Source organism: Streptomyces fildesensis (assembly GCF_016107395.1).
Lineage (GTDB): Bacteria > Actinomycetota > Actinomycetes > Streptomycetales > Streptomycetaceae > Actinacidiphila > Actinacidiphila fildesensis.
In genome coordinates this window covers 28,634-55,174 of record NZ_JAAIKO010000014.1, presented here as the reverse complement: position 1 = coordinate 55,174, position 26,541 = coordinate 28,634, and the positions used below count along the sequence as shown (strand labels likewise).

Here is a 26,541-nt window from a genome sequence, read left to right as displayed (position 1 = left end):
CGGGTGTTTCCGTGGCGCGGTGCTGCTACTGCTTGCCGAGCCCTGCCGCGTCCACCGTGGGCTTGCCCGCGGCCGTGAGGACCTTGTTGAGCAGCGTCAGGTCGTAGATCCCGGCGAGGTCGGGCTTCTTCAGCAGACCGGCCTTGACGGCGTGGTCGGCCTCGGACGTCAGCGACTTGGCGAGCGGGTCGTCGAGGACCTGGATGCTCGCCCACGCCGGGTCGAGGATCTCGGCCGGCAGCGCCTTCTGGGTGTCCTTCTTGAGCTGGGCGTTCGCGGCGGCCTTGGCCTTGTCCGGGTTGGCCGTGATCCACGCGTTGGTGTTCACCGAACCGCGCAGCACCGCCTCGACGACGTCCGGGTGCGCCGACAGGAACTTCTGCGACACGATCACATTGGTGATCACGAACTTCTTGTCGGGCCACAGGTCGCGCTCGTCGAGCAGCACCTTGCCGCCCTCGGAGACCAGCTTGGACGCGGTCGGCTCCGGCACCCACGCGCCGTCGATGGAGCCGGACTTGTAGGCGTCGGGCGTGACCTTGTTGTCGGTGCGGAAGACGGAGACGTCGCCCTTGCCGCTCTGCGCGTCGACCTTCCAGCCCTTTTCGGCGATCCAGTTGAGGAACGCCACGTCCTGGGTGTTGCCCAGCTGCGGGGTCGCGATCTTCTTGCCCTTGAGGTCGTCCAGGGTCTTGATCTTCGCGGGGTTGACGACCAGCTTCACGCCGCCCGAGGCGGAGCCGGAGATGATCCGCAGGTTGGTGCTCTTGGACTTGGTGTAGCCGTTGATGGACGGCGAGGGGCCGATCCAGCCGATGTCGATGGAGCCGGCGTTCAGCGCCTCGATCTCGGACGGGCCCGCGTTGAAGGTCTGGGTCTTGATGGCGGTGCCGCCCAGCTCCTTCGCGAACAGGCCCTGGTTGAGGCCGACGAGCGCGGTGGCGTGGGTGAGGTTCGGGAAGTAGCCGATCTTCACTTCGTCGGCGGAGAGCTTCTTCGCACCCGAACTGGCCACCGGGGCAGCGTTGCTGTCCTTCGTGTCGTCGGACTTCGAGCCGTACCCGCAGGCGGCGAGAGCGCCGAAGAGGAGCGGGAGGGTCGCGGCAGCGGCGATCGTTCGCTTCAGGCTGCGGGTGGTTGCGGCAGACACGGGAGGTGTTCCTCTCGGAGAGCCGGAGCGCGCCTATCTGGGCGCTGCCGGAAAGTCGTCAGGTCTTCGGTGGTACGGGCGTACTCGCCTACAGCTGCGGGGTTCAGCGGTTAGAGCGCACATCGCGCCACCCCGCCCGTGCCGGCGCCGAGGAGGCCGCCGCCGACGCGGCCGCCCTCCTTCGCGAAGCCCGAATAGGCATCGTTGACCATCAGAAGTCCCACCCCTCTTGTTCCTTCTCCACGGCGGACGCACCGGCCGCCGCGGGTTCGGCGAACGCCTCGCCCGCCATGCCCGCGGTCAGCGTCGTGCCGTCCGCGGGGTCGATCAGCAGGAAGGAGCCCGTCAGGCGCGAGTCCGCGTAGGCGTCCAGCGGCAGCGGCTCGGCGGTGCGCAGCACGACGGCGCCGATGTCGTTGACGTCCAGCTGCGCCGGCCCGGACTCGTGCGCGAGCCCGGCCGTGAGATTGATGCGGTACGGCAGCGCCTTGACGATGGCCTTCACCGTGCGCGTCGCGTGCTTGAGCAGCACCCGCGAGCCGACCTTCAGCGGCCGCTCGTGCAGATGGCAGACGGTCGCCTCGACGTCCTGGGTGGTCGCCGGCGCCGAGGCGGTCGGCGCGATCAGGTCGCCGCGCGAGATGTCCAGGTCGTCGGCGAGCAGCACGGTCACCGACTGCGGCGCCCAGGCGACGTCGACCGGCTCGCCGAGGGCGTCGATGCCGGTGATGGTGCTGGTCGCGCCGGACGGCAGGACCGTCACCTCGTCACCGACCCGGAGGATGCCGGAGGCGATCCGGCCCGCGTAGCCGCGGTAGTCCGGGTGCTCGGTGGTCTGCGGACGGATCACGTACTGGACCGGGAAGCGCGCCGGCGCGTCCGTCAGGTCGGTGCCGACCTGCACCGTTTCCAGGTGCTCCAGGACAGTGGGGCCGCCGTACCAGTCCATGTTCGCGGACGGCGTCACCACGTTGTCCCCGGCGAGCGCCGAGATCGGGATCGTGGTGATGTCCGGGACGCCGAGCGACGCCGCGTACGCCGTGAACTCCTCGGCGATGGCGGCGAACACGGGCTCCGCGTACTCCACCAGGTCCATCTTGTTGACGGCCAGCACCACGTGCGGGACGCGCAGCAGCGCGGCCACCGCGGCATGGCGCCGGGTCTGCTCCACGACGCCGTTGCGGGCGTCGACGAGCACCACGGCCAGCTCCGCGGTCGAGGCCCCGGTGACCATGTTGCGGGTGTACTGCACATGGCCCGGCGTGTCGGCGAGGATGAACCGGCGCCGCGGTGTGGCGAAGTACCGGTACGCCACATCGATGGTGATGCCCTGCTCGCGCTCGGCCCGCAGGCCGTCGGTGAGCAGCGCCAGGTCCGGCGCCTCCTGGCCGCGGCGGCGCGAGGCGTGCTCGACGGCCTCCAGCTGGTCGGTCAGGACCGACTTGGAGTCGTGCAGCAGCCGCCCCACCAGGGTGGACTTGCCGTCGTCGACGGAGCCGGCGGTGGCGAAGCGCAGCTGCGAGGTGGCCGCGATCTGCTCGGCGCTGGTGACGTCGCTGATGGTGGTCATTTAGAAGTACCCCTCGCGCTTGCGGTCTTCCATCGCGGCCTCGGACATCTTGTCGTCGGCGCGGGTCGCGCCCCGCTCGGTGAGCCGGGACGCGGCGATCTCCACGATGACCTGGTCGATGGTGAAGGCGTCGGAGTCCACCGCGCCGGTGCAGGACATGTCACCGACGGTTCGGTAGCGGATCAGCCGCTTCTCGACGGTCTCCCCGGACTTCGGGCCGCCCCACTCGCCCGCCGTCAGCCACATGCCGCTGCGGGCGAAGACGTCCCGCTCGTGCGCGTAGTAGATCTGCGGCAGCTCGATGCCCTCGCGGGCGATGTACTGCCACACGTCCAGCTCGGTCCAGTTGGACAGCGGGAACACCCGGACGTGCTCGCCGGCCGCGTGCTTGCCGTTGTAGAGCTGCCACAGCTCGGGGCGCTGGCGGCGCGGGTCCCAGGCGCCGAACTCGTCGCGCAGGGAGAAGACGCGCTCCTTGGCGCGGGCCTTCTCCTCGTCGCGGCGGCCGCCGCCGAAGACGGCGTCGTACGTGCCCTCGCCGATCGCGTCGAGCAGCGGCACCGTCTGCAGCGGGTTGCGGGTCCCGTCGGGGCGCTCGCGCAGCCGGCCGTCGTCGATGTAGTCCTGCACCCGCGCCACGTGCAGGCGCAGTCCGTGCTCGGCGACCGTACGGTCCCGGTACTCCAGCACCTCGGGGAAGTTGTGGCCGGTGTCCACGTGCAGCAGCGAGAACGGCACCGCGGCGGGCGCGAACGCCTTCAGCGCCAGGTGCAGCATGACGATGGAGTCCTTGCCGCCGGAGAAGAGGATCACCGGCCGCTCGAACTCGCCCGCGACCTCGCGGAAGATGTGCACGGCCTCGGACTCGAGGGCGTCCAGGTGGCTGAGCGCGTACGCGGAATCATTGGGTGCGGCGACGGTGGTCACAGTGCCAGTCCCCTCTCGACGAGCAGCGCTTCCAGCGCCGCGGCGGAGTCCTCGACGGTGCGCCCGTGGGTCTCGAGGCGCAGGTCCGGTGCCTCGGGCGCCTCGTACGGGTCGTCGACCCCGGTGAGACCGGAGATCTCACCCGCGGCCTGCTTGGCGTAGAGGCCCTTCACATCGCGCTCGGAGCACACCTCGACCGGGGTGGCCACATGCACCTCCAAGTACGGGGTGCCCTGCTTCCGGTGGCGCCCGCGGACCGCCTCGCGGCTGTCCGCGTAGGGGGCGATCACGGGGACGAGGACCTTGACGCCGTTGGAGGCCAGCAGTTCGGCGACGAAGCCGATCCGCTGCACGTTGGTGTGCCGGTCCTCACGGGTGAACCCGAGTCCGGCGGAGAGGAACTCGCGGATCTCGTCGCCGTCCAGCACCTCCACCCGGTGGCCGGCCTCGCGCAGCCGGTCCGCCAGCGCGAAGGCGACCGTGGTCTTGCCCGCGCTCGGCAGACCGGTCAGCCACACCGTGGCACCCGCCTGCCGCGGGCTCGCCGGCACGCTCATCGTTCGCTCCTGGGATATCTGAGTGGTCATCAGCCGTGCAGTCCGCACTCGGTCTTGCCGCGCCCGGCCCAGCGGCCGGCGCGGGCGTCCTCGCCCTCCAGCACCCGGCGGGTGCACGGCTCGCAGCCGACGGACGCGTAGCCGTCCATCAGCAGCGGGTTGGTCAGCACCCCGTGCTCGGCGACGTACGCGTCCACGTCCGCCTGCGTCCAGCGGGCGATCGGGGAGATCTTCACCTTGCGGCGCTTCTCGTCCCAGCCGACGACCGGCGTGTTGGCGCGGGTCGGGGACTCGTCGCGGCGCAGCCCGGTGGCCCAGGCGTCGTACCCGGTCAGGCCCTGCTCCAGCGGCTTGACCTTGCGCAGCGCGCAGCACAGGTCCGGGTCGCGGTCGTGCAGCTTCGGCCCGTACTCGGCGTCCTGTTCTGCGACGGTCTGCACCGGGGTCAGCGTGATGAGGTTGACGTCCATCACCGCGCCGACCGCGTCACGGGTGCCGATGGTCTCGGGGAAGTGGTAGCCGGTGTCGAGGAAGACCACGTCCACGCCCGGGAAGGCGCGGGACGCGAGGTGCGCCACGACGGCGTCCTCCATCGAGGACGTGACGCAGAAGCGCGGGCCGAACGTCTCGGCGGCCCAGCGCAGGATGTCCAGCGGGGCCGCGTCCTCCAGGTCGCGGCCGGCCTGTTCGGCCAGACTGCGCAGGTCCTCGGCGGTGTGCTGTGCGGTGGTCACGACTCGCCTCCAGTCGGGGGGTTCTTCCGGAGTCCCTCGGTCAGCAGACCGAGGAACTTCAACTGGAAGGCCCGGTTGCACGCCCGGCATTCCCACGCGGCTCCCGATCCGTGCGGAACCTTCTCCTCGGACGGGCGCAGATCCTCGTCCCCGCAGTACGGGCAGTAGAACGGCGCGGCGCGCTCGGTCATGACAGTGCCTCCTCGGAGGCGCGGGCGGCCCAGGTGGCGAAGCGCTCGTCGTCCTCGCGCTCCTCCTCGAAGCGCCGCAGCACCCGCTCGACGTAGTCGGGCAGCGCGGCGGAGGTGACCTTCAGACCGCGCACCTTGCGGCCGAAGCCGGGCTCCAGTCCGAGGCTGCCGCCCAGGTGCACCTGGAAGCCCTCGACCTGCTCGCCGTTCTCGTCGGTGACGAGCTGGCCCTTGAGACCGATGTCCGCCACCTGGATGCGGGCGCAGGAGTTGGGGCAGCCGTTGACGTTGATGGTCAGCGGCTGGTCGAAGTCCGGCAGCCGGTGCTCCAGCTCGTCGATGAGCGAGGCGCCGCGCGCCTTGGTCTCGACGATGGCCAGCTTGCAGAACTCGATACCGGTGCAGGCCATGGTGCCGCGCCGGAACGGCGACGGCTTCACCTGGAAGCCGAGCGCCTCGAGACCGGCCACCAGGGACTCGACCCGCGTCTCCTCGATGTCCAGCACGATCATCTTCTGCTCGACGGTGGTGCGCAGCCGGCCCGAGCCGTGTTCGGCGGCCAGGTCCGCGATCTTGGAGAGCGTCGAGCCGTCGATCCGGCCGACCCGCGGCGCGAAGCCCACGTAGAAGCGGCCGTCCTGCTGGCGGTGCACGCCGACGTGGTCGCGCCACTGCTGCTCGGGGTACTCCGGGGCGGGGCCGTCGGTGAGCTTGCGCTGGAGGTACTCGTCCTCCAGGATCTGCCGGAACTTCTCCGGGCCCCAGTCGGCGACCAGGAACTTCAGCCGGGCGCGCGTGCGCAGCCGGCGGTAGCCGTAGTCGCGGAAGATGCCGATGACCCCGGCCCACACGTCGGCGACGTCGTCCAGCGGGACCCACGCGCCGAGCCGTACGCCGAGCTTGGGGTTGGTGGACAGCCCGCCGCCGACCCACAGGTCGAAGCCGGGGCCGTGCTCGGGATGGTGCACCCCGACGAACGCGATGTCGTTGATCTCGTGCGCCACGTCCAGCAGCGGCGACCCGGAGATCGCCGTCTTGAACTTGCGCGGGAGGTTGGAGAAGTCCTTGGAGCCGATGTAGCGCGAGTGGATCTCGTCGATCGCGGAGCTGCCGTCGATGATCTCGTCGGCCGCGATCCCCGCCACCGGCGAGCCGAGGATGGTGCGCGGGGTGTCGCCGCACGCCTCGGTGGTGGACAGGCCGACGGCCTCCAGCCGGCGCCAGATCTCCGGAACGTCCTCGATCCGGATCCAGTGGTACTGGACGTTCTGCCGGTCGGTCAGGTCGGCGGTGCCGCGGGCGAACTCCTGCGAGATCTCACCGATGACGCGCAGCTGCTCGGTGGTGAGCCGGCCGCCGTCGATGCGGACCCGCAGCATGAAGTACTCGTCGTCGAGCTCGTGCGGCTCGAGGATGGCGGTCTTGCCGCCGTCGATCCCGGGCCTGCGCTGGGTGTAGAGACCCCACCAGCGCATGCGGCCGCGGAGGTCGGCGGGGTCGATCGAGTCGAAACCACGCTGGGAGTAGATCGTCTCAATGCGTGTCCGCACGTTGAGACCGTCATCGTCCTTCTTCGTCTGCTCGTTGGCGTTGAGCGGCGTGAAGTGGCCCATGGCCCACTGGCCCTCACCACGGTGGCGTCCGGCCTTGCGGCGGGCCGTGGTGTCGGCTGGCTGATCAGGAGTGGAGGCCATGGCGATGCGTCCTTCGGGCAGGGGCGAATACGTCGGTAGTAGCGCGGATGCACCCTATGGCCTGCGGAAACCTGAAATCGATCAGGGCAGTTGGCGGCGCCGGGGCGCATGCGCGACCACGGCGCGAGAGGGTGGCGGGGGTGCCGGCGCCAACCGGCGCGGCGCGATCAGCTCGCCGGACAGATGGCGCTGGACACGCGGCAGAAGTCGACGTGCGGCCGACCTACCAAGGCGATTCCAGTGCGGGACATGTCGGAAGCGTGGCATGAGGGTCTTGGACGAGTCCACCGTCGTCCAGCATGTGGACCAGATTATCCCATTTGGTGAGACGCTGTGCTCTGCGTCACTGCTCCACGGGCCACGGGCCGGTGGGGACCGGCTGATCCGTTTCGTCCGCCGTCCTGGTGTCGAAGAGCCGGAACCCGCGCCGCTCGTAGTTCGCCATCGCGTGCGGCCCGTCCAGGCTGCAGGTGTGCACCCACACCCGCTTCGTCGCGGCCCGCCCCGGCCACCGGCCGGCCAGGTCCCAGGCGCGCGCGGTCCCGTACGACAGCAGATGGCCACCGATGCCGCGGCCCCGGAACGCCGGCAGCAGCCCGAAGTACATGATCTCCACGACGCCGTCGTCCTGCGGGTCGAGCTCCACGAACCCGGCCGGGGTGCCCCGGTCGTACGCCACCCACGTCTCCGAGCCCGGCCGGTCCAGATGCGCCTGCCAGCGCCCGTACGTCCAGCCCAGCCGGTCGGTCCACAGACAGTCCGCGCCGACCGACGCATAGAGGAAGCGGCTGAAGTCGGGCGACGGCACCTCGGCGGCCACGATCCGGACCCCCGACCCGGCGGCGGGCACGGCCGAGGGCCGCAGATCCGCCGGTGCGGTCTGTTCGAGGGACCAGGTGGTCACGCTGATGCTCATGCCACCAGCCTAATTCGCCGCCGCCGCACAGCCGCGACCGGATCAGCGCACCGCGCCCATCCGGGCGAAGACGACGACATTGCCGTCGTATCCGCCCTTCTCCCTGAAGCCGCCGCCACAGGTGATGACACGCAACTCGGCCGCGCCGGTGTCGCCGTACACCCGCTTCGCCGGGAACGCGTCCTTGGCGAAGGCCTCGACGCCGTACACGTCGAAGACCGCGGTGCGGCCGTCCCGGCGGGTCACCTCGACGCGGTCCCCCTTCTTCAGGGCGCCGAGACCGTAGAACACGGCGGGCCCCGCCAGATTGTCGACATGCCCGTCGATGACCGAGGTGCCGGCCGCGCCCGGCGTGGGGGAGTTCCTGAACCAGCCGGCCAGGTTCTTCTCCGCCGCCGGCGGCGAGCCCACCCAGCCGTCCTTGTCGAGCGCGACGGTGATCAGCGGGGCGTTCACCCCGATCGACGGAATCCTGACCCGGACCGGCGGCGAGGCCGGCAACGGCGGCGGGACCTTCCGGGCGGCAGGGGGGACGACACCCGGAATCGTTTCGACGGCGGCCGCCGCGGCGGGCTGCGGAGGAAGAGCCCGCTCCTCGGAACCGCTGCGGATCAGGGCCACCCCGACGACAGCGATCAGAGCGACGGCGACGGGTGCGGCGAGGCCCTTGCGCGCCGGCTGCTCCGTGGCCATGGCCTTCCTCCCGCTCGGGGCCCCGGGGGACCACCCTCCGAAACGCTAGACGCGGGGCGGGCGGGCGGCGACAGCTGGCAGGCGATCGGGTGGTGCGGGGCGCGCGCCCCAGGGCCGCCGGAGCCGGCCCCCTCCACGCCCTGCCGCCACCCGGCAGAGCCTCGTACGCTGTCCCGCATGTCCCGCACGAGTCCGAGCCGTCCCGTCGTCGTCCTCGGCGAATGCGTAGCCGACGCCTTCGCCGCCCCCCGGTCCGGCGAGCCGGCCGCCGGGCTCGACCTGACCGTCGCACCGGGCGGCGGCCCCGCCAACACCGCGGTCGCGCTGGCCCGGCTCGGCACGCCCACCCGGTTCCTCGGCCGGCTGTCGGGCGACGTCTTCGGCCGGCTCTTCCGCGAGCGACTGGCCGGCTCCGGCGTCGACCTGACCGGCTGCCCCGACGCTGCCGAGCCCAGCACGCTCGCCGTCGCCGACCTCGACGCGGCCGGCCGGGCCCGCTACACCTTCCACGCCGAGGGCACCGCCGACTGGCAGTGGACGGCGGCCGAGCTGACGGCCGGGCTGCCCGCCGACCCGGCCTGTCTGCACACCGGCTCCCTCGCCCTCGTGCGCGACCCCGGCGCCGGCCGCGTCGAAGAGCTCCTCGACGACCTCCGCCCCCGCACCACCATCAGCATCGACCCGAACGTCCGACCGGGCCTCGTACCCCCCGACCGCTACCGGCAGCGGCTGTCCCGCTGGTGCGCGGCGGCCGACATCCTCCGCCTCAGCGACGACGACCTCGCCCACCTCCACCCCGGCACCCCGCTGGAAAAGGCCTGCGACGAATGGCACGCCCTCGGCGTCCCCCTCGTCGTCATCACCCTCGGCCCCGAGGGCGCCCTCGCCTCCCTCGACGGCGAACGACTCCACGTACCGGCCCAGCGGTGCGACGTCGTCGACACCGTCGGAGCGGGCGACGCGTTCATGGCGGGCCTGCTGCACCATCTGCACGGCGCGGGCCACCTCGGCGGCCGCCTCACCGCCCTCACTCCTGCGGACGTCCAGAAGGCGGTCACCCTGGGGACCGCAGTGGCTGCCGCCACCTGCGCGGTACAGGGCGCGAACCCGCCCTGGCCGCATCAGCTCTAACGCTGCGCCGCGCGCCTCCGGCGGTGGTGGGGGTACGTCAGCGTCCGCGACGCCGCTGCGCCACGCGCCTCCGGCGGGGGTGCGGGTACGTCGGCGCCCGCAGCGCCGTTGCGCCACGCGCCTCCGGCGGTGGTGGGGGTACGTCGGCCCCTGCCGCGCCGTTGCGCCTGCGGCGGGCTTTCCCCACCCACCCGCCCTTACCAGTCACGCATGCACGTGCGTCGGCACCCGCGGAGGTGAGGGGTGGGGGAGGGATGCGCGTGCGTGGGCATCCGCGGACGTGAGGGGCGGAGGACGGATGCACGTGCGTGGGCATCCGCGGACGTGAGGGGCGGAGGACGGATGCGCGTGTGTCGGTGCGGCGGCGCCCGCCTCGCTGCTCAGCCGGGCGTTCCCCGCGACCCGCGCTCCCGCAGGCCGGCTGTGACGTGAGGGGGACGGGTCCGCAGGGGTGGGGTTTCGACATGCTGCCGAGCTATTTGTGGGCGGCCACGCCCGTAAAGAGTCGATTTCGAAGCCCCGCCCCGGAGGGCCCGGCCCCCGACCCACGAACGACCCGATCAGCCGTGCCGCGCAGCCAGAACCGCCGGCGCCACCGAATGCGGCAGCAGATCGGCCCCCCGCTCCGGCCGCACCAACTCCACCTCCACCCCGTCCGCGAACCGATAGGGCCGATGCGCCAGCACCCCCGCAAGGTTGCGGCGCAGCCGCGACAGCTCCGCGCGGACCGTCACCGTCCGTCCCGCGTCCCCGAACAGGTCCTGCGCCAGCTCTGCCGCGCTGCGCCCACCCCGGTGCAGCGCCAGCACGAAGAGCAGCTCGGCATGGCGCGGGCTGAGCTGCTGTGCCCAGCTGCCCGCCGCGCCCGAGACCGTCACCGTCCAGGCGCGTGCCCGGCTGACGTCCAGGACGACCCGGCTCATGGGGGCCGCCGGGTCACGGTCGGCGCCGACCCGGATCAGCCAGCCGCCGGGCAGTGGCTCCAGGGTGCACCTGCCCAGGCTCGGCAGCCACATCTCGCCGGACCGTACGGAGGCCGGCAGGGCCACCCGGTCGGGGGGCGCCATGCCGGTGACCGCGGCGGTCCAGCCGTTGCGGTCGACCGCAACGGCCCGGTCGTCCGCCCCCGCCATCCGCGCCAGCAGCGGTGCCGCGATCGCCCGCAGCCGTTCGATGGAGGCCCAGTGCCGCCGCCGGAGTTCGCCCTCGGCGACCCGGGTCACGGCGGTCACCAGGGACAGGGTGGCCGGGTGGATGGTGGCGGCGGGGCCGCTGATGTCGACGACGCCGAGCAGCCGGCCGTCCCGCGGATCGTGCAGGGGCGCGGCGGCGCAGGTCCACGCGTGGTGGGTGCGTACGAAGTGCTCGGAGGAGTGCACCTGGACGGGCGCGCGCGTCACCAGCGCGGTGCCGATGGCGTTGGTGCCGACCACGTCCTCGGCCCAGGACGCGCCCTCGGCGAAACCGAGCCGGTCCGCACTCCTGCGCACCGCGAGGCTGCCGTCCCGCCACAGCACCCGGCCCTCGCCGTCCGTGACCACCATGATGTGCCAGGCGACGTCGGCGACCGTCACCAGTCCCTCGCGCAGCAGCGGCATGACGTCGCCCAGCGGCGAGGACTGCCGGCGGTGTTCGAGCTCCTCCGTGGAGAGCAGGCCGGCGTGCCGGCCGATGTCCGGATCCACCCCGTGGTTCCTGACCCGGAGCCAGGACTCGCTGATCACCGTGCGGGGCGCCGCGGGCGGGGCGTCACCCGCCAGGGCGGCCTCGTGCACGCCGGCGAGCAACCGCGCCGACTCGCGGACGCCCATGGCCCCGAGACGGCCGAGACCGATCGGTGGGTCTGTCACATTGCCCCCGGTTTGACTGCTTCTCACGTCCTGCTGCCCATGGTGCCGCCGCTACGTCCGCGGTGCCCCGGCAACCGGCATATCCATTGCAACGAGCTGCAACTGTTGCGGGTGCGCGGGGGCCCGACGGACAGTGACGCGGCGATGCCGCACCCGGTCTCCTGGGAGATCCGTTGCACCGTCCGACGCGCCACACAAGGGGGGAATCCCGCCATGTCGACCACACCGTCCCGGGTGGTCGTCGGTGGCGCTCCCGACGCCGGATACCTGCGTGACGGGTCCCCTTCTTCACGCTCCCAAGTAGCCTGTGTGGACGGGCTGTCGGCGTCGCTCGCCGTCCCGGCCGACCTCGTGATTCCGGCACGGCTGCCCTCGGGCATCGAGGGCACCAGGACCGGGGGTGGTGCCGAGTCGGCGCGGCGCCACCCTCTGCCGGCGCGGTGGCGGCCGCTCACCTTTCCAGGCCCCCCTCCGAGGGTGAGAGCCGCCGCCGCGCCACCCCAGAGCCCAGTCGCCCAGCGCCCCGCACACAGCGCCGCTCAGTCCGTGAGCGGCCGGGCGCGGTCCACGATCGAGGCCAGGTCGAGGGTGTGCGGAAGGGTGCCGAACGTGGCTCCCCAGTCGCCGCCGAGGCGTGAGGCGCAGAACGCGTCGGCCACGGCGGACGGGGCGAACCGTACGAGCAGGGAGCCCTGGAGGATCAGGGCCATCCGTTCCACGATGCGCCGGGCACGGGCCTCCACCCCGTCCAGGTCGGCGAGTTCCGTCAGCAGCCCCTTGATGGCACCGTCGAGCCGGTGGTCCGCGCCGCGGGCCAGGCCGATCTCGGTGAGGAACGCGTTCAGGGCCATCGGGTCGCGCCGCAGCACCCGCAGCACGTCCAGCGCCTGGACGTTGCCCGACCCCTCCCAGACCGAGTTCAGCGGGGACTCGCGGAACAGTCTGGGCATCCCCGACTCCTCCACGTACCCGTTGCCGCCCAGGCACTCCAGCGCCTCCACGGCGACGGCCGGACAGCGCTTCGTCACCCAGTACTTGGTGACGGCCACCGCCAGCCGCCGGAAGTGCCGCTCCTGTTCCGTGCCGGTGTCGTAGGAGGCGGCGAGCCGCATCGCGGTGGTCGTGGCGGCCTCCGACTCCAGGGCCAGGTCCGCCAGGACGTTGCGCATCAGCGGCTTGTCGATCAGCGGACCGCCGAACGCGCCGCGGTGGGTGGCGTGGTGCACCGCCTGGGCGACCGCCTGCCGCATGATGGCCGCGGAACCGACAGCGCAGTCCAGCCGGGTCGCCGCGACCATCTCGATGATGGTCGCCACCCCCCGGCCCTCCTCCCCGACCCGGCGCGCCCACGTCCCGTCGAATTCCACCTCGGACGAGGCGTTGGAACGGTTGCCGAGCTTGTCCTTCAGCCGCTGGATCGCGAAGACGTTCCGGGTCCCGTCGGGCAGCACCCGCGGCAGGAGGAAGCAGCTGATCCCGTCCGGGGCCTGGGCCAGCACCAGGAAGCCGTCCGACATGGGCGCGGAGCAGAACCACTTGTGGCCGGTCAGCGCGTAGGTGCCGTCCTCGGCGAGTGGTTCCGCGCGGGTGGTGTTGGCCCGGACGTCGGAGCCGCCCTGCTTCTCCGTCATCCCCATGCCGAACAGCGCGCCGGGTTTCGCACCGGCCGGGGCGAGCAGCGGATCGTAGATCCGGGAGCTGAGCCGCGGCTCCCATTCGGCGGCCAGCGCCGGATCGGCGCGCAGGGCCGGCACCGCCGCGTGCGTCATCGACACCGGGCAGCCGTGCCCGGCCTCGGCCTGCGACCACACCAGGAACCCGGCCGCGCGGCGCAGATGCCCGTCGGGGCGGGACCAGGCGTCGGTCAGCCCTGCCGACACCGCGTGGCCCAGCAGCCGGTGCCAGGACGGATGGAAGTCGACCTCGTCGATCCGGTGGCCGTACCGGTCATGGGTGCGCAGCACCGGCGGACTGCTGTTCGCCGCGTCCCCCCAGCGCTGCGCCTGGGCCGAGCCCGCGGCCCGGCCCAGCTCACCCAGTTCGTCCTGGATCTCCGTCAGCCGCTCCGGGGCCGCATGGCGTTCGACGGCCTCGACGAGCGCGGCGTCGGAGGCGTGGACGTCATATCCGACCAGCGGCGGAGGCTGGTTGGTCACGGTGTGCGTGGGGGCGCTCATGGCAGCAACCGTAGGCGCCCGCGCGCGCCGTACGGAAGGCGCCGCACCCGCCGCCGGCGGGCCGGTCCTGGCGCCCGGCAGGGGGTGGGACCGGGCCCGCCCGGGGCGGATACCGTAGGCGGGTGCACGCAGCGGATGGAAGAAAAGGGCGGCCTCCCGGCCGCTGGGGCAGGGCCCGGGCTCTGTACCGGAATGTGTCGAAGCGCAAGGTCGGCTGGCTGCTGCTGAAGGACACCGTCAACTCCTCCATCGAGTACCGGGTCACCGGGCTCGCCGCGGAGGCGGCGTTCTTCGTTCTGCTGTCCCTCCCGCCGCTGCTGCTCGGCCTGGTCGGCGCGCTCGGCTACGTGGACACCGTCATCCGCACCGACACGATCGCGCACCTGCGCGAGAACATCCTCACCGCGTCCGCGACGGTGCTGTCGGACAAGGGCGTGAACCAGCTGGTCCGGCCACTGGTGGACAGCGTCTTCCACGGGCGGCGGCCCGATCTCATCTCGCTCGGCTTCGTGATCGCGCTCTGGTCGGGCTCCCGCGCCGTCAACGTCTTCGTCGACACCATCACGATCATGTACGGCCTGGAAGGGCACCGCGGGATCGTCAAGACCCGGCTGCTCGCCCTGCTGCTGTACATCGTCGCGCTCGTCGTCGGCGCGTTGGTGCTGCCGCTGATGGTCGCCGGCCCTGACGCGTTCGTCTCGGTGCTGCCGCGCAGCCAGGGCACCATCCACATCCTCTACTGGCCGGTCGTCCTGCTGGTGTCGATCGCCTTCCTCACCACGCTCTACCACGTGTCGGTGCCCGTGCGGTCGCCCTGGTACGAGGACGTGCCGGGCGCGCTCATCGCGCTGATGATGTGGGTCCTCGGCAGTTTCCTGCTGCGCATCTACCTCACGAACACCGTCGAGGGCCCGACGATCTACGGTTCGCTGGCCGCGCCCGTCGCGGTGCTCCTGTGGATCGGCATCTCCGCCTTCGCGGTGCTCGTCGGCGCCGCCGTCAACGCGGCCGTGGACCGTATCTGGCCGTCGCTCGCCACCGCCGCCGCCCGTGCCGAGAACGCCCGCGCCCTGGAGGCGGCCGCGGTCCGGGTGGTCGCCGACGCCGCCAGGCGGCGTGCCGCGGAGGACGGCCGCGACGACGACTTCGACGACGACGCGGATCTCGGCCCGGACGACCCCCCGCCCGCCGAGTTCCCCGAACGCTGGACGCGCTTCCTGCCGCCGTCGGACGTCCGCGCACGCCTTCGCCGCCGCGACCGGCGCGGCGCAGAATAGAGCTGTGTACCAGGAGAGGCTGTCCCGGGTCGCGGGCGCGGTGCTCTGGACCCGGACCGTCGGGGCCGGGGAGGGCGGGCCCTACCGGGTGCTGCCCGACGGCTGCATGGACGTGATCTGGTGCGACGGGGAACTGATCGTCACCGGCCCCGACACCCGCGCCCATGTGGCGCAGACCCCCGCGGGCGCGCGCTTCGCCGGGCTGCGGTTCGCGCCCGGGCAGGGGCCGGGGGTGCTGGGCGTTCCGGCGTACGAACTGCGTGATCTGCGGGTGCCGCTGGCCGCGGTCTGGCCCGGCGGCACCGCGCGGCGGATCGCCGAGCGGATCGGGGACGCGGCCGATCCGGGGAGCGCGCTCGAGGACGCGGTGACCGGGTCCGTACCCGGGACCGGCGCCCGGCGCGGGCCCGGAGCCGCGGATCCGCTGCTGGCCGCGACGGCGTCCCGGCTGGCCTCCGGCGGGAGCGTGGCCGCCGCGGCGGAAGCCGCCGGGCTGGGCGAACGGCAGCTGTACCGGCGCAGCCTGGCGGCGTTCGGCTACGGCCCGAAGACGCTCGCGCGGGTCCTGCGGCTGCAACGGGCGCTGGAACTGGCCCGGCGCGGCACCCCGTTCGCCGAGGTCGCGGTGGCGGCGCGGTACGCCGACCAGGCCCATCTCGCGCGCGAGGTGAAAGCGCTGGCCGGAGTACCGCTCGGCGAGCTCGTCGGTCAAGTCGGTCAAGCAGCAGGGCCCGGCTCGGCCGGCAGCGCCGCCAGCAGGTCGACGTGGTTGCCGTCGGCGTCCAGGACGGTGGCGTAACGCTGGCCCCACGGGGCGTCGAACGGTGCGAGGTGCGCGGTGTGGCCCGCGCCCGTGAGGTCGGCGTAGACCTTGTCGACCGCCGCCGGGCCGTCGCAGGTGAAGGCCAGCCCGGCCCGGCCGCTGCCCTGCGGCGGGGCCTGCCAGTCCGGGGTGAAGGACCGTACGACCTCCTCGGTGTCCCAGACGAGGAGCGGACCGCCGGGAAGCTCCGCTTCGACGTGCGGCTGGGTGTCGGCCTCCGCCGGGATGTCCAGGCCGAGCCGGCGGTAGAAGGCGAGCGACGCGGCCATGTCGGAGGCGAGCAGACCGATGAACGCGAATCGAGGAGTCATGCCGCCACGGTAGGTGCGCCGCGGGCCCGGGGTCTTGAACGAATCGGACATCGAACCGCTTCGCCACGTCGCGATAAATCGGTGGACAGCGCTTCGGGCCCTGTCGTACGGTCCTCAGGACCGCAGCGGTGGAAGACCGCGGCCGGCACACATACGCGGAGGTGTTTTTCGATGACTGTCATTGCGCAGGGCGCTGCCCTCATCCCGTCGCACAGCATCCTTATCTCCGCGGTCGCCGGCTGACCTCTCCCAGACCCTCAGCTCCGGGGCCGCCCTTTCGAAGGGCATTCCGTTGACCAACGGATCTGCTTCCCTCCCGTTCACCACGTTCGGCTGGGACTCCATTCTCGACACCGAATTCACCCCGTACGCCGCCCAGGGCCTGTTGCCGGGCCGGATCGTGCGGGTCGACCGCGGGCTCTGCGACGTCGTCACCCCTGACGGCACGCTGCGCGCGGACACCACCTTCGTCAACTCCTCCTCCGATCCCATGAAGCTGGCCTGCACCGGCGACTGGGTGGCCGTCGACCCGGACGCGCCGACCGGTCCCGCGGTGCGCGCGCTGCTGCCGCGGCGCACGGCCTTCGTCCGCTCGACCTCGTCCAGCCGTTCCGAGGGACAGGTGCTGGCGGCCAACATCGACTACGCCGTGATCGCCGTGTCGCTGGCCGCCGAACTCGACCTGGGCCGGCTGGAACGGTTCCTGTCCCTGGCCTGGGAGAGCGGCGCGCAGCCGCTCGTCGTCCTGACCAAGGCGGACCTCGTGGCCGACACGACGCATCTGCTCGCCGACGCCGAGAGCACGGCGCCCGGCGTCCAGGTGCTCGTGGTGAGCGCCAGCACCGGTGAGGGCATCGATGTGCTCTCCGCGGTGCTGGCCGGCAGCACCTCCGTGCTCCTCGGCCAGTCCGGCGCGGGCAAGTCCACCCTGACCAACGCCCTGCTGGGCCAGGAGATCCAGGAGGTCCAGGCCATCCGTGACGCCGACGGCAAGGGGCGGCACACCACCACCACGCGGGATCTGCTGCCGCTGCCGACCGGCGGGGTGCTCATCGACACCCCCGGGCTGCGGGGGGTCGGGCTGTGGGACGCCGAGTCCGGGCTCTCACAGGTCTTCTCGGAGATCGAGGCGCTCTCCGCCGACTGCCGCTTCCACGACTGCTCGCATGTCGCGGAGCCCGGCTGCGCGGTGCTCGCCGCCCTGGAGGACGGCACGCTGCCGCACCGCAGGCTGGAGAGCTACCGCAAACTGCTGCGCGAGAACGCCTGGATCGCCTCCCGCACCGACCAGCGGCTGCGCGCCGAGATGCGCCGTGACTGGAAGATGAAGTCGGCGGCGGGGCGGGCGATGTACGAGGCGAAGCGCGGTGGTGGCGGCGGCCACCGCAGGCAGGCCTGAGACCGCACGCAGGCCTGAGACGGGTCCGGTGGCGGGTCCGGTGACGGACCCGCCATGTCCTTCAACGAGGCTGCGGTGAGCGCGGGTTCAGCCGGCGCCGTTGTGACGATGACGGCGCCGGATCGCGATCGGGCTTCCCTCGCTCCAGAACGTGGCCACGACGCTCGCGATCCCGAGGGCCACGATCACAATGCCGAGGATGATCGTGTAGACCATGAGCGTCCTCCTGTTGGCGGGGGTGCGTACCATCACCGCACCTTCACAATCGCTGTCGTTCCGTGGCCTTCCCGTTGCCTTCCGTTCCCAACCGTCCCAACAGGAACCAGTACTTCGACGGCCGGATCCCACCCCCGGGAACCACGGCCGGACCACCCGCGCCCACCGCGTCAGGCCGAGCGCCGTCTGACCAGGTGGGTGGGGGTGACCACGGAGGACAGCGGCAGGGCACCGGGGGCGTCGCGCCGCGGGTCGAGGCTGCGCAGCAGCAGCCGGGCCATCAGCCGGCCCATCTCCTCGATGTCCTGACGGACCGTCGTCAGCGGGGGATCGGTCAACTGCGCGACCTGGACCATGTCGTCGAAGCCGACCAGCGCGACATCGCCCGGCACGCTCCGCCCGCGCTCCCGCAGCACCCGCAGTGCCCCCGAGGCCATCAGGTCGGAGGCGGCGAAGACCCCGTCCAGGTCCGGGCAGCGGTCCAGCAGCTCGGCCATCGCGCGCTCGCCGCCGTCGGGGGTGAAGTCGCCCTCGGCGATCAGCGCCGGATCGGCGTCCGGCAGGATGTCGCGGAAACCGTCGAGCCGGTCGACGGACGCGGTCTGGTCGAGCGGCCCGCTGATGTGGGCGATCCGGCGGCGGCCGAGCCCCGTCAGATGGCGTACGGCCGTCCGCGCCCCGCCCCGGTTGTCACAGTCCACGTAGAGCGCGTTGCGGTCCCGGTCGGTCTCCGCCCAGCCGGGCCGCCCACCGAAGACGGTGGGGATGCCCGCCTTGCGGGCGAGCTCGGGCAGCGGGTCGTGCGCGTGCAGCGAGAAGATCAGCGCACCGTCGACATGGCCGCCCGCGAGATAGCGGCCGACCCGGTCGTAGTCGGCGGTGCCCTCGACCAGGAGCAGCACCAGCTGGTTGTCGTGCGCGGTCAGCTCCTTGCTGATGCCGCGCACCTGCTGGGCGAAGAACGGGTCGGAGAAGAACCGGGTCTCGGGTTCCGCGACCACGACGGCCACCGCGTCGTTGCGGCGGGTGACCAGTGTCCTGGCCGCCTGGTTCGGTACGTAGCCCAGCTCGTCGACCGCCTGCCGCACCCGGTCGGCCAGCGGCGCGCGCACCCCCGCACCACCGTTGACCACACGTGACGCGGTGGCCCGTGACACCCCGGCCCGTTCGGCGACGGCCTCCAGGGTGGGACGGGACGGGAAGGTCTGCTCGGACACTGCACGCTCCTCTGCGAGCTGGATGCGGACAGGGTATCTCCCTGGTCCAGCCTCGGGAGAGCGCTCTCATAGGTTGCCGCGTATCGCTGATCCCCCGCTGATCTCCGTGTCCGATTTCCGCCAGTGAAGGGCCGCCCGATGCCGCAGACTGGGGAACATGATTGACGAAGAGACCGGATATGCGGCGGTACGCGGCCGCGATGCCCGTTTCGACGGCGTCTTCTTCTTCGCGGTCGCGACGACCGGCATCTACTGCCGTCCCAGCTGCCCGGCGGTGACGCCCAAGCAGCGGAACGTGCGCTACTACCCCACGGCCGCCGCCGCCCAGAGCGGTGGCTTCCGCGCCTGCCGGCGCTGCCGCCCGGACGCGGTGCCCGGCTCGCCGGAGTGGAACGTCCGCGCCGACGTCGTGGGCCGCGCCATGCGGCTGATCGGCGACGGCGTGGTCGACCGAGAGGGCGTGGCGGGCCTGGCCGACCGGCTCGGCTACAGCTCCCGCCAGGTCCACCGCCAGCTCACCGCCGAGGTCGGCGCGGGCCCGGTGGCACTGGCCCGCGCGCAGCGCGCCCTGGCCGCACGGGTCCTGCTCCAGACCACCACCCTGTCCGTCACCGACACGGCGTTCGCGGCCGGTTTCGCCAGCGTCCGCCAGTTCAACGACACCATCCGCGAGATCTACGCCCGCACCCCGAGCGAACTGCGCGCCGCCGCGCGGGCCGGCACCGGCACCGCCACCACCGGGCGGGCGGCGGAGCCCGGCTCGGCCTCCGGGGTGCCCCTGCGGCTCGCCTACCGGGGCCCTTACGACGCGCAGGGGGTCTTCGACTTCCTGCACACGGAGCTGGTGCCGGGGATCGAGGAGATCACCGGGCCGCCCGGCCGGCGCACCTACCGGCGGACCCTGCGGCTGCCGCACGGCCCCGGCGTGGCCGAGGTGGACGAGCGCCGCCGGGCCGGCTGGCTCGACTGCCGGCTCCGCCTCGCCGACCTGCGGGACCTGACCACCGCCGTCCAGCGGGTACGCCGGCTGTTCGACCTGGACGCCGACCCGTACGCCGTCGCGGACTCGCTGAGCGGTGACCCGCTGCTCGGGCCGCTGATCGCCGCCCGGCCGGGGCTGCGTTCACCGGGCGCCGCCGACCCCGACGAGCTCGCCGTGCGCGCCGTACTCGCCGACCCGGCCGCCGCAGGCGCGCTCGTCACGGCCTGCGGCGATCCGCTCCCCGCCCCCGACGGTGGCCTCACCCACCTCTTCCCGGAACCCGCCCGCATCGACGACCCCGCCCTGCGCCCGCTGACCGGCGCGCTCGCCGCCGGCACCCTGCGCCTCGACCCGGGCACCGACCGCGACGAGGCGGGCCGCGCGCTGCTGGCCCTGCCGGGCGTCGACGCCCGGACGGCCGGATACATCCGGCTCCGCGCCCTCGGCGACCCCGACGTCGCACTGCCCAACGAACCACCGCTCAGCGACGCGTGGCGCCCGTGGCGGAGCTACGCCCTGCACCACCTCTGGGCCGCGGGCCACCGCGCCCGACCCCGACTGGAGATGACAACCGCATGACCAGCCCCGTAAGCCCCGCAACGCCCGTGAGCTCCGCGACCCCCGCGGCCGGCCCGGTGACCCTCTACACCACCGTCGACAGCCCCCTCGGGGAGCTGCTCCTCACCGGTGACGGCACCGCCCTCACCTCGCTCTCGGTCCCCGGCCAGCGGGGCGGCGCCACCGCCCTGCCCGGCTGGCGCCGTGAGCCCACCGCGTTCGCCGCGGCCGAGCGCCAGCTCAAGGAGTACTTCGCGGGCGAGCGCCGGACGTTCGAGCTCCCGCTCGCCCCCGCCGGCTCCGACTTCCGGCTCCGGGTGTGGAACGCCCTCGACACCGTTCCGTACGGCGCGACCGTCAGCTATCGCGGGCTCGCCGAAGCCGCCGGATCGCCCGGCGCGGTACGTGCCATCGGCGGCGCGGTCGGCGCCAACCCGCTGCTCGTCGTCCGCCCCTGCCACCGGGTGATCGGCGCGGACGGCAGCCTCACCGGCTACTCCGGCGGACTGGAGCGCAAGCGGACCCTGCTCACGCTAGAGGGCGTCCTCTGACACCGTCCGCCCGTGCATCCCGGGCTCCTCGCCCTCGATGCCCCAGGTGATCACCCGGCGCGGCCGGATCCGGATCACCTCCGGGCTGAGGTAGGCCCCCAGATCGTGCGCCCCGGTCAGCTGCTCCGCGTCCCCCCGGATCTCGATGCCGCGCACCGCCCACGGATGCCGGCTGACGATGTCGTCGACGATCAGCGACACCAGCGGATTCCCCGCGATGTTCCGCCACTTCTTCGTCGTCCCCATCGCATACCCGCCGATGTCGATCGAGCCGTCGTCCCGCACCACGAACCCCACCGCGTTCGCCTGCGGCTGCCCCTTCCCGTCCACCGTCGCCAGCCGGCCCAGCTTCTGCCCGTCCAGATACGCCCGCTCGCCCGCACTGAAAATCGTCATACGGCCAGCCTCACACCGGGGTGACGCCGGGGCATCGGCTCTTGGACCTAGGCCGCTGGGCCCAGGGCACCGGGCGCCGGTCCCGGCTGTCAGCCGAAGACGACGGCGCCGAGCCACGCGCCCGCCACCAGGAGGCAGGCGAAGAGCTCGGCGAGGACGGAGCGGCCGATGGCGCGCATGGCGGTGCGGGTGGCGGTCCAGGCGCCGCCGTGCGACCCGAGCCGGACGCGTTCCACGGCGTAGATGTACGCCACGAAGCCGATGGGCGCGCCGATCACCGGGAGGACGAAGAACCCGACGATGGCGGTGGAACCGGCGGCGAAGACATTGCGCCAGGTGAGTTGGGAATCGCGGATGCGGCGGGCCGGCAGCAGCCACTGGACCACCTGGTTGAGCGCCAGCAGACCGGTGGCGGCGGCGAGGACCCCCCAGGTCAGCGTGGTGTGCAGATTGGTCGCCCACCACAGGACGGCGCCCCAGCACAGCAGCGATCCGGGCACACCGGGGACCAGTACGCCGAGCAGCCCGAGCAGCATCACGAGGCCGATCAGGCACAGCTGTGGTGTCCCCATGAGCTCACCCTGCCGGATAGTCGCCGCGCCCGCCCCCGGATATCGGCCGGGTGGTCACCCGTGCCGGGCGACCCAGCCGCGTTCGTAGGCGTGCCAGCCGAGCTGGAGCCGGGTGGTGACCCCGGCGATCTCCATGAGGTGCTTCACCCGGCGCTGCACGGTGCGCAGCCCGAGATCGAGCTGCTTGGCGACGCTGGCGTCGGTGAGCCCGGCGAGGAGCAGCGAGAGGATCTGCAGATCGACGAAGTCGGGCGCGTCCAGCGGCACCTCGTCGACGCCGAGGCCGTTCAGCCGCAGCGGCATCGAGGTGCGCCACACCCCCTCGAAGAGCCCCATCAGGGATTCGAGCAGACCGCTGGCGTGCACGACCAGCGCGGCGGGCTGTCCGGTGCGGCGGGTCAGCGGCACCATGGCGAGCGACGCGTCCGCCACCACCAGCTTCGTCGGGACCCTGTCGATCACCCGTACCTGCTCGCTGCGGTTCATCGCGGCGGAGAGCTCGGTGATGCCGTTCGCGCTGGTGAGGATCTCGCGTTCGATCACCACGCGGTAGGCGACACCGCGCTCGGCGGCCTGCTCCTCGGCGCTGTTGTCCATGCCGGTCACGGCGACGGGGGTGCCGGTGACCAGGGCGCAGACCTCCTTCTCCGCGCCGAGCTGCAGTTGCAGGAAGCGCTGGGCGACGGCGTTCGCGCCGGTCACCACTTCCAGCAGGTCGTGGACGGCGGGTTCGGTGGCCTCGGCCCGGAACTCCGAGGCGAGCACGGCCGCCGCGAGTTCCGCCTGTTCGAGTTCATACCGCTGCTGGGTGAGCAGCGCGGCGAGCGCGACGCCCGGTGGCGCGGCGACCCAGCGGCCCGGCCGGGCCGAGGACTGGGCCACCAGTCCGTGTCCCTCCAGCCGTCGCAGTGTGCGAGCCGCATCCTCCTCGGACGTGCCGAGGCGCTGCGCGAGGTCGGATATCTCGGCCGCACCGAGACCGATCAACGCGCGGTAAGCGGACTCCTGGACGTCGTCGAGTCCTATGGCACCGAGCACGGCGCCCCCTCCCCAAGGTGGCGGGAATGAGCCACGGCGGTTTCCCGCCGCGGACATCTTCCCTGCTCACCCCCCTGTTCTGCCAGTGTGGCGGCGATGCGGGCATGACTTGGCACGACTTGGGTCGTTTCGCTCGAGCGCCGTCGGCCGACCCCACCGTGGGGGGAGGGCCGGCCGACGGACCCGCGTCAGGTATGCCGTCCACCGTTTCCGAAGGCCTTTCGCGGTGGACAATAAGGGCATGAGCCAGCAGGGGGAGACGCACCCTCGTCAAGAGGACGAGTGGTGGCGCCAGTTGTACGGGAGCCCGGAACCGGGCGATCCACAGGAGTCGGCCGAAACGGTCGACGACCACTACGCCTCGGCCCTGTCCGCCGTGGGCGCCCCGGACGAACCGGCGGTCCGGGACGATCCACCTGTTCGGGACGAACCGCCCGCCGACCGGGTGCCGCCCGCCCGGGATCCGTACGCACAGGGCCCGTACGACCGGAGCCCGTACGACCAGGATGCGCCCGAGCACGACGACCCCGGACCGCCGGACACCCTCCGGCTCCGCCGGACCGGCCGGACGGCCGCCCAGGCCGCACCGCCGCAGACACCGCCCGCGGCGCCCGCACCGCCATCGCCCACCGTCCCGTCCCAGCAGGCGGCTCCGCAGCCGGCTCCGGCGGACCGGCCGCCGCGCGGCGGGGTGATCCCCACCGCGGGCGAGGCGTGGGGGCCGCGGGAGACACCGCAGCAGGCGTATCAGCAGCCCTACGAGGAACCGCGGCAGGCGTACCAGCCGCCCTACGAGGCACCGGCGCCGACCGCCTTCGGCGAAGGCCCGGTGACGTGGAGCGATCCTGATCCCGGCCCGGCGCCGGACCTGCCGCCCGGATGGGCGGCGGCGGAGCCGGCCGCCGAGGCGGCGCCCCCGTTCGTGGGCGACGGCCCTCCGACGTACGCGGCGGAGCCGACCGCCTGGCCGGTGGCGCACCCGGACGAGCTCGACAGCCTCGTACCCGACACGGTGCTGGACGGGGCGCAGTACGGCGTCCTGACGCTGCGGACCGCCTCCGTACGCGGGGATTCCGCGCGGTACCGGGGCCAGCCCCGGCGGGACGCGCTGCTGACGGCGCGCTTCGGCACCGGCGACGACGGCCTCCTGCTGCTGGCGGTCGCCAGTGGCGCGCGGGCCGCCGATGACGCGCCCCGGGCCGCGCAGGACGCCTGCCGGTGGATCGCCGGCGCGGTCGGCCGGAGCCAGCTGCGGCTGTCCGAGGACATCCGCGCCGCCCGCCGCGGCTCGCTCAAGTCCGGGCTGCACCGGCTCACCGACCGCTGCTACGGGCGGCTGCGCGCCCGGGGCGAGGACCTCGGGTTGGAGGAGGGCCAGTACACGGCCTCGCTGCGCTGCCTGCTGCTGCCGGTGGACCCGTCCTGCCGCATCCGGCTGTTCTTCGGCGTCGGGGACGGCGGGCTGTTCCGGATCCGCGACGGCAGCTGGCAGGACCTGGACCCGGTCGGCAAGGACGCGGAGCCCGGCGAGCGCTTCCGCTTCCGGGCCTCGGTCGCGCATCCCGGCGACGCGCTGCTGCTGTGCAGTGGTGGCCTCGCCGAACCGCTGCGCGGCGAGCCGGCCCTCGCCGCCCGGCTGGCCCACCAGTGGGGCAGCGGCCGCCCGCCGGGCCTCACCGCGTTCCTGGCCGAGGCGCAGACCCGCGTCAAGGGCTACGCCGACGACCGCACCGCCGTCGGCGTCTGGGACGCCTGAACGCGACCGCGCGCGCCTGAGTGGCGGACCCGTCCTCGTCGTGGGGAGATGGAGCGAAGTCCCCGCGACGAGCGATTGGTGCGCCCGATGGCGAAGCAGACCGTGGCCGAGCAGTTCGTCGACGTCCTGGTGCGAGCCGGGGTGGAGCGGATGTACGGCGTCGTCGGCGACAGCCTCAACCCCGTCGTCGACGCGATCCGGCGCAACGCGGCCATCGAATGGGTGCATGTGCGCCACGAGGAGGTGGCGGCCTTCGCCGCGGGCGCGGAGGCCCAGATCTCCGGGAAGCTGACGGCCTGCGCCGGTTCCTGCGGCCCCGGCAACGCCCATCTGCTCAACGGCCTGTTCGACGCGCACCGCTCGATGGCCCCGGTGCTGGCGCTGGCCGCGCAGATCCCCAGCAGCGAGATCGGCACCGGTTACTTCCAGGAGACCCACCCGGACCAGATGTTCAAGGAATGCAGCCACTACAGCGAGCTGATCTCCAACCCGCAGCAGATGCCCCGGGTGCTGCAGACCGCGATCCAGCACGCGATCGGCCGCGGTGGCGTCTCCGTCATCAGCCTCCCCGGCGACATCGCGGCGCAGCCGGCCCCGCAGCGCAGCATCGAGCACGCCCTCGTCACCCGCCGGCCCTCGGTCCGGCCCGGTGACGCCGAGCTCGACGCGCTCGCCCGGATGGTGGACGCCGCGGACAAGGTGACGCTGTTCTGCGGCAGCGGCACGGCCGGCGCGCACGACGAGGTGATGGCTTTCGCCGAGCGGGTGAAGGCGCCGGTCGGCCATGCCCTGCGCGGAAAGGAGTGGATCCAGTTCGACAACCCGTACGACGTGGGCATGAGCGGACTGCTCGGCTACGGAGCCGCGTACGAGGCGATGCACGAGTGCGACCTGCTGATCCTGCTCGGCACGGACTTCCCGTACAACGCCTTCCTGCCCGACGACGTGAAGATCGTGCAGGTGGACGTCCGCCCGGAGCACCTCGGCCGCCGTTCCAAGCTGGATCTGGCGGTGTGGGGCGATGTGCGCGAGACGCTGAGCTGTCTGACGCCCAAAGTGCGGGCCAAGACGCAGCGCAAGTTCCTCGACCGGATGCTGAAGAAGCACAGCGACGCCCTGGAAGGCGTCGTCAAGGCGTACACCCGCAAGGTCGGGAAGCACGTCCCGATCCACCCCGAGTACGTGGCCTCGGTCCTGGACGAGGAGGCCGCGGACGACGCGGTCTTCACCGTCGACACCGGCATGTGCAACGTCTGGGCCGCCCGCTACCTCACCCCGAACGGCAAGCGCCGGGTGATCGGCTCGTTCACCCACGGCTCGATGGCCAACGCGATGCCGCAGGCGATCGGCGCCCAGTTCCTGGACCGCAGCCGCCAGGTCGTCGCGATGTCCGGCGACGGCGGTTTCTCGATGCTGATGGGTGACTTCCTGACCCTGGTGCAGCACGAACTGCCGGTGAAGATCGTGCTGTTCAACAACTCCTCGCTCGGCATGGTCGAGCTGGAGATGCTGGTGGCGGGTCTGCCGGCGTCCGGAACGGCCAACCACAACCCGGACTTCGCGGCGGTCGCGCGGGCGTGCGGGGCCTACGGGGTCCGGGTGGAGAAGCCGAAGGAGCTGCGGGACGCGCTGCGCGGCGCGTTCCGGCACAAGGGGCCGGCACTGGTGGACGTGGTCACCGACCCGAACGCGCTGTCCATCCCGCCGAAGATCACGGGTGAGCAGATCGGCGGCTTCGCGCTGTCGATGAGCAGGACGGTGCTCGACGGCGGGGTCGGCAGGATGCTGCAGATGGCGCGCTCCAACCTGCGCAACGTGCCGCGGCCCTGACCCCGGCCCTTGACCCCGGCCCCTG

26 protein-coding genes are annotated in these 26,541 nt (G+C 72.7%); 8 read left to right on the top strand and 18 right to left on the bottom strand.

From position 1 onward, the window contains the following. Positions 1-25 precede the first annotated feature (25 nt). The 10 genes from C6N31_RS20425 to C6N31_RS20380 form a co-directional block, all read right to left on the bottom strand. Positions 26-1,150, bottom strand: a complete 1,125-nt coding sequence (locus tag C6N31_RS20425; RefSeq protein WP_138354328.1) for an aliphatic sulfonate ABC transporter substrate-binding protein — start codon at positions 1,148-1,150, stop codon at positions 26-28. 211 nt (positions 1,151-1,361) lie between these two features. Continuing rightward, entirely contained in the window at positions 1,362-2,720 is a 1,359-nt protein-coding gene (locus tag C6N31_RS20415; protein ID WP_138354330.1) for a sulfate adenylyltransferase subunit 1, read from the bottom strand. After that, positions 2,721-3,647 (bottom strand): sulfate adenylyltransferase subunit CysD, encoded by a 927-nt coding sequence (gene cysD / locus C6N31_RS20410; RefSeq protein ID WP_138354331.1) that lies wholly within the window; start codon positions 3,645-3,647, stop codon positions 2,721-2,723. Further along, positions 3,644-4,234: an adenylyl-sulfate kinase gene (cysC, locus tag C6N31_RS20405; protein WP_138354332.1), complete on the bottom strand. Its 591-nt coding sequence runs from the start codon at positions 4,232-4,234 to the stop codon at positions 3,644-3,646. Before cysC ends, cysD begins: the two co-directional genes overlap by 4 nt. Beyond that, positions 4,234-4,938 (bottom strand): phosphoadenylyl-sulfate reductase, encoded by a 705-nt coding sequence (locus C6N31_RS20400; protein WP_138354333.1) that lies wholly within the window; start codon positions 4,936-4,938, stop codon positions 4,234-4,236. Before C6N31_RS20400 ends, cysC begins: the two co-directional genes overlap by 1 nt. After that, entirely contained in the window at positions 4,935-5,129 is a 195-nt protein-coding gene (locus C6N31_RS20395; protein ID WP_138354334.1) for a hypothetical protein, read from the bottom strand. The genes C6N31_RS20400 and C6N31_RS20395 overlap by 4 nt, the downstream gene beginning before the upstream one ends. Continuing rightward, on the bottom strand, positions 5,126-6,823 hold the full coding sequence (locus C6N31_RS20390; protein ID WP_198357950.1) for a nitrite/sulfite reductase: 1,698 nt from the start codon (positions 6,821-6,823) through the stop codon (positions 5,126-5,128). The genes C6N31_RS20395 and C6N31_RS20390 overlap by 4 nt, the downstream gene beginning before the upstream one ends. A gap of 167 nt (positions 6,824-6,990) precedes the next feature. Then, positions 6,991-7,074, bottom strand: a complete 84-nt coding sequence (locus C6N31_RS46115; RefSeq protein WP_331283982.1) for a putative leader peptide — start codon at positions 7,072-7,074, stop codon at positions 6,991-6,993. A gap of 92 nt (positions 7,075-7,166) precedes the next feature. Then, entirely contained in the window at positions 7,167-7,739 is a 573-nt protein-coding gene (locus C6N31_RS20385) for a GNAT family N-acetyltransferase (RefSeq protein ID WP_198357949.1), read from the bottom strand. A gap of 42 nt (positions 7,740-7,781) precedes the next feature. Further along, positions 7,782-8,432 carry a class F sortase gene (locus tag C6N31_RS20380; protein WP_198357948.1) on the bottom strand — a complete coding sequence of 217 codons (651 nt, stop codon included), beginning with the start codon at positions 8,430-8,432 and terminating at the stop codon, positions 7,782-7,784. 177 nt (positions 8,433-8,609) lie between these two features. On the opposite strand from C6N31_RS20380, the gene C6N31_RS20375 reads away from it, so the two are divergent. After that, complete coding sequence (locus tag C6N31_RS20375) at positions 8,610-9,563, top strand: carbohydrate kinase family protein (RefSeq protein WP_198357947.1); 954 nt, start codon at positions 8,610-8,612, stop codon at positions 9,561-9,563. Between the two features lie 560 nt (positions 9,564-10,123). Here C6N31_RS20375 and C6N31_RS20370 read toward each other — a convergent pair. Both C6N31_RS20370 and C6N31_RS20365 read right to left on the bottom strand, forming a co-directional pair. Then, positions 10,124-11,413: a GAF domain-containing protein gene (locus tag C6N31_RS20370; protein WP_381586102.1), complete on the bottom strand. Its 1,290-nt coding sequence runs from the start codon at positions 11,411-11,413 to the stop codon at positions 10,124-10,126. A gap of 539 nt (positions 11,414-11,952) precedes the next feature. Continuing rightward, positions 11,953-13,590, bottom strand: coding sequence for an acyl-CoA dehydrogenase family protein (locus tag C6N31_RS20365; protein WP_138354339.1), 1,638 nt, complete (start codon positions 13,588-13,590; stop codon positions 11,953-11,955). Positions 13,591-13,712: 122 nt separating this feature from the next. Here C6N31_RS20365 and C6N31_RS20360 point away from each other — a divergent pair, with 122 nt between their 5' ends. Then, positions 13,713-14,867, top strand: a complete 1,155-nt coding sequence (locus C6N31_RS20360; protein ID WP_138354340.1) for a YihY/virulence factor BrkB family protein — start codon at positions 13,713-13,715, stop codon at positions 14,865-14,867. Positions 14,868-14,871: 4 nt separating this feature from the next. Beyond that, complete coding sequence (locus tag C6N31_RS20355; protein WP_138354341.1) at positions 14,872-15,666, top strand: helix-turn-helix domain-containing protein; 795 nt, start codon at positions 14,872-14,874, stop codon at positions 15,664-15,666. Here the strand turns inward: C6N31_RS20355 and C6N31_RS20350 are convergent. After that, complete coding sequence (locus C6N31_RS20350; protein ID WP_381586108.1) at positions 15,585-16,001, bottom strand: VOC family protein; 417 nt, start codon at positions 15,999-16,001, stop codon at positions 15,585-15,587. The genes C6N31_RS20355 and C6N31_RS20350 overlap by 82 nt on opposite strands. A 292-nt stretch (positions 16,002-16,293) precedes the next feature. Between C6N31_RS20350 and rsgA the strand changes: the two genes are divergently transcribed. Further along, entirely contained in the window at positions 16,294-17,400 is a 1,107-nt protein-coding gene (gene rsgA, locus C6N31_RS20345) for a ribosome small subunit-dependent GTPase A (protein ID WP_232485436.1), read from the top strand. Positions 17,401-17,487: 87 nt separating this feature from the next. Here the strand turns inward: rsgA and C6N31_RS45200 are convergent, their stop codons facing one another. Both C6N31_RS45200 and C6N31_RS20340 read right to left on the bottom strand, forming a co-directional pair. Beyond that, entirely contained in the window at positions 17,488-17,616 is a 129-nt protein-coding gene (locus C6N31_RS45200; RefSeq protein ID WP_269276532.1) for a hypothetical protein, read from the bottom strand. Positions 17,617-17,786: 170 nt separating this feature from the next. Then, positions 17,787-18,833 (bottom strand): LacI family DNA-binding transcriptional regulator, encoded by a 1,047-nt coding sequence (locus tag C6N31_RS20340; protein ID WP_138354343.1) that lies wholly within the window; start codon positions 18,831-18,833, stop codon positions 17,787-17,789. Between the two features lie 157 nt (positions 18,834-18,990). Between C6N31_RS20340 and C6N31_RS20335 the strand changes: the two genes are divergently transcribed. Further along, positions 18,991-20,394 carry a bifunctional transcriptional activator/DNA repair enzyme AdaA gene (locus tag C6N31_RS20335; RefSeq protein ID WP_198357945.1) on the top strand — a complete coding sequence of 468 codons (1,404 nt, stop codon included), beginning with the start codon at positions 18,991-18,993 and terminating at the stop codon, positions 20,392-20,394. Then, positions 20,391-20,924, top strand: coding sequence for a methylated-DNA--[protein]-cysteine S-methyltransferase (locus C6N31_RS20330; RefSeq protein ID WP_232485435.1), 534 nt, complete (start codon positions 20,391-20,393; stop codon positions 20,922-20,924). Before C6N31_RS20335 ends, C6N31_RS20330 begins: the two co-directional genes overlap by 4 nt. Here the strand turns inward: C6N31_RS20330 and C6N31_RS20325 are convergent. From C6N31_RS20325 to C6N31_RS20315, 3 genes are all read right to left on the bottom strand, one after another. After that, positions 20,907-21,320 (bottom strand): PPOX class F420-dependent oxidoreductase, encoded by a 414-nt coding sequence (locus C6N31_RS20325; protein ID WP_138358038.1) that lies wholly within the window; start codon positions 21,318-21,320, stop codon positions 20,907-20,909. The two genes, C6N31_RS20330 and C6N31_RS20325, sit on opposite strands and share 18 nt — an antisense overlap. Positions 21,321-21,409: 89 nt before the next feature. After that, on the bottom strand, positions 21,410-21,892 hold the full coding sequence (locus C6N31_RS20320) for a DUF456 domain-containing protein (RefSeq protein WP_198357944.1): 483 nt from the start codon (positions 21,890-21,892) through the stop codon (positions 21,410-21,412). A 54-nt stretch (positions 21,893-21,946) separates the two neighbouring features. After that, positions 21,947-22,930 carry a helix-turn-helix transcriptional regulator gene (locus C6N31_RS20315; RefSeq protein ID WP_138358042.1) on the bottom strand — a complete coding sequence of 328 codons (984 nt, stop codon included), beginning with the start codon at positions 22,928-22,930 and terminating at the stop codon, positions 21,947-21,949. A 241-nt stretch (positions 22,931-23,171) separates the two neighbouring features. On the opposite strand from C6N31_RS20315, the gene C6N31_RS20310 reads away from it, so the two are divergent. Both C6N31_RS20310 and C6N31_RS20305 read left to right on the top strand, forming a co-directional pair. Beyond that, positions 23,172-24,686, top strand: coding sequence for a protein phosphatase 2C domain-containing protein (locus C6N31_RS20310; RefSeq protein WP_198357943.1), 1,515 nt, complete (start codon positions 23,172-23,174; stop codon positions 24,684-24,686). A gap of 87 nt (positions 24,687-24,773) precedes the next feature. Beyond that, the gene (locus C6N31_RS20305; RefSeq protein WP_198357942.1) at positions 24,774-26,516 is read left to right on the top strand and encodes a pyruvate dehydrogenase; all 1,743 of its coding nucleotides are present in this window, start codon (positions 24,774-24,776) and stop codon (positions 26,514-26,516) included. Positions 26,517-26,541: the final 25 nt, after the last annotated feature.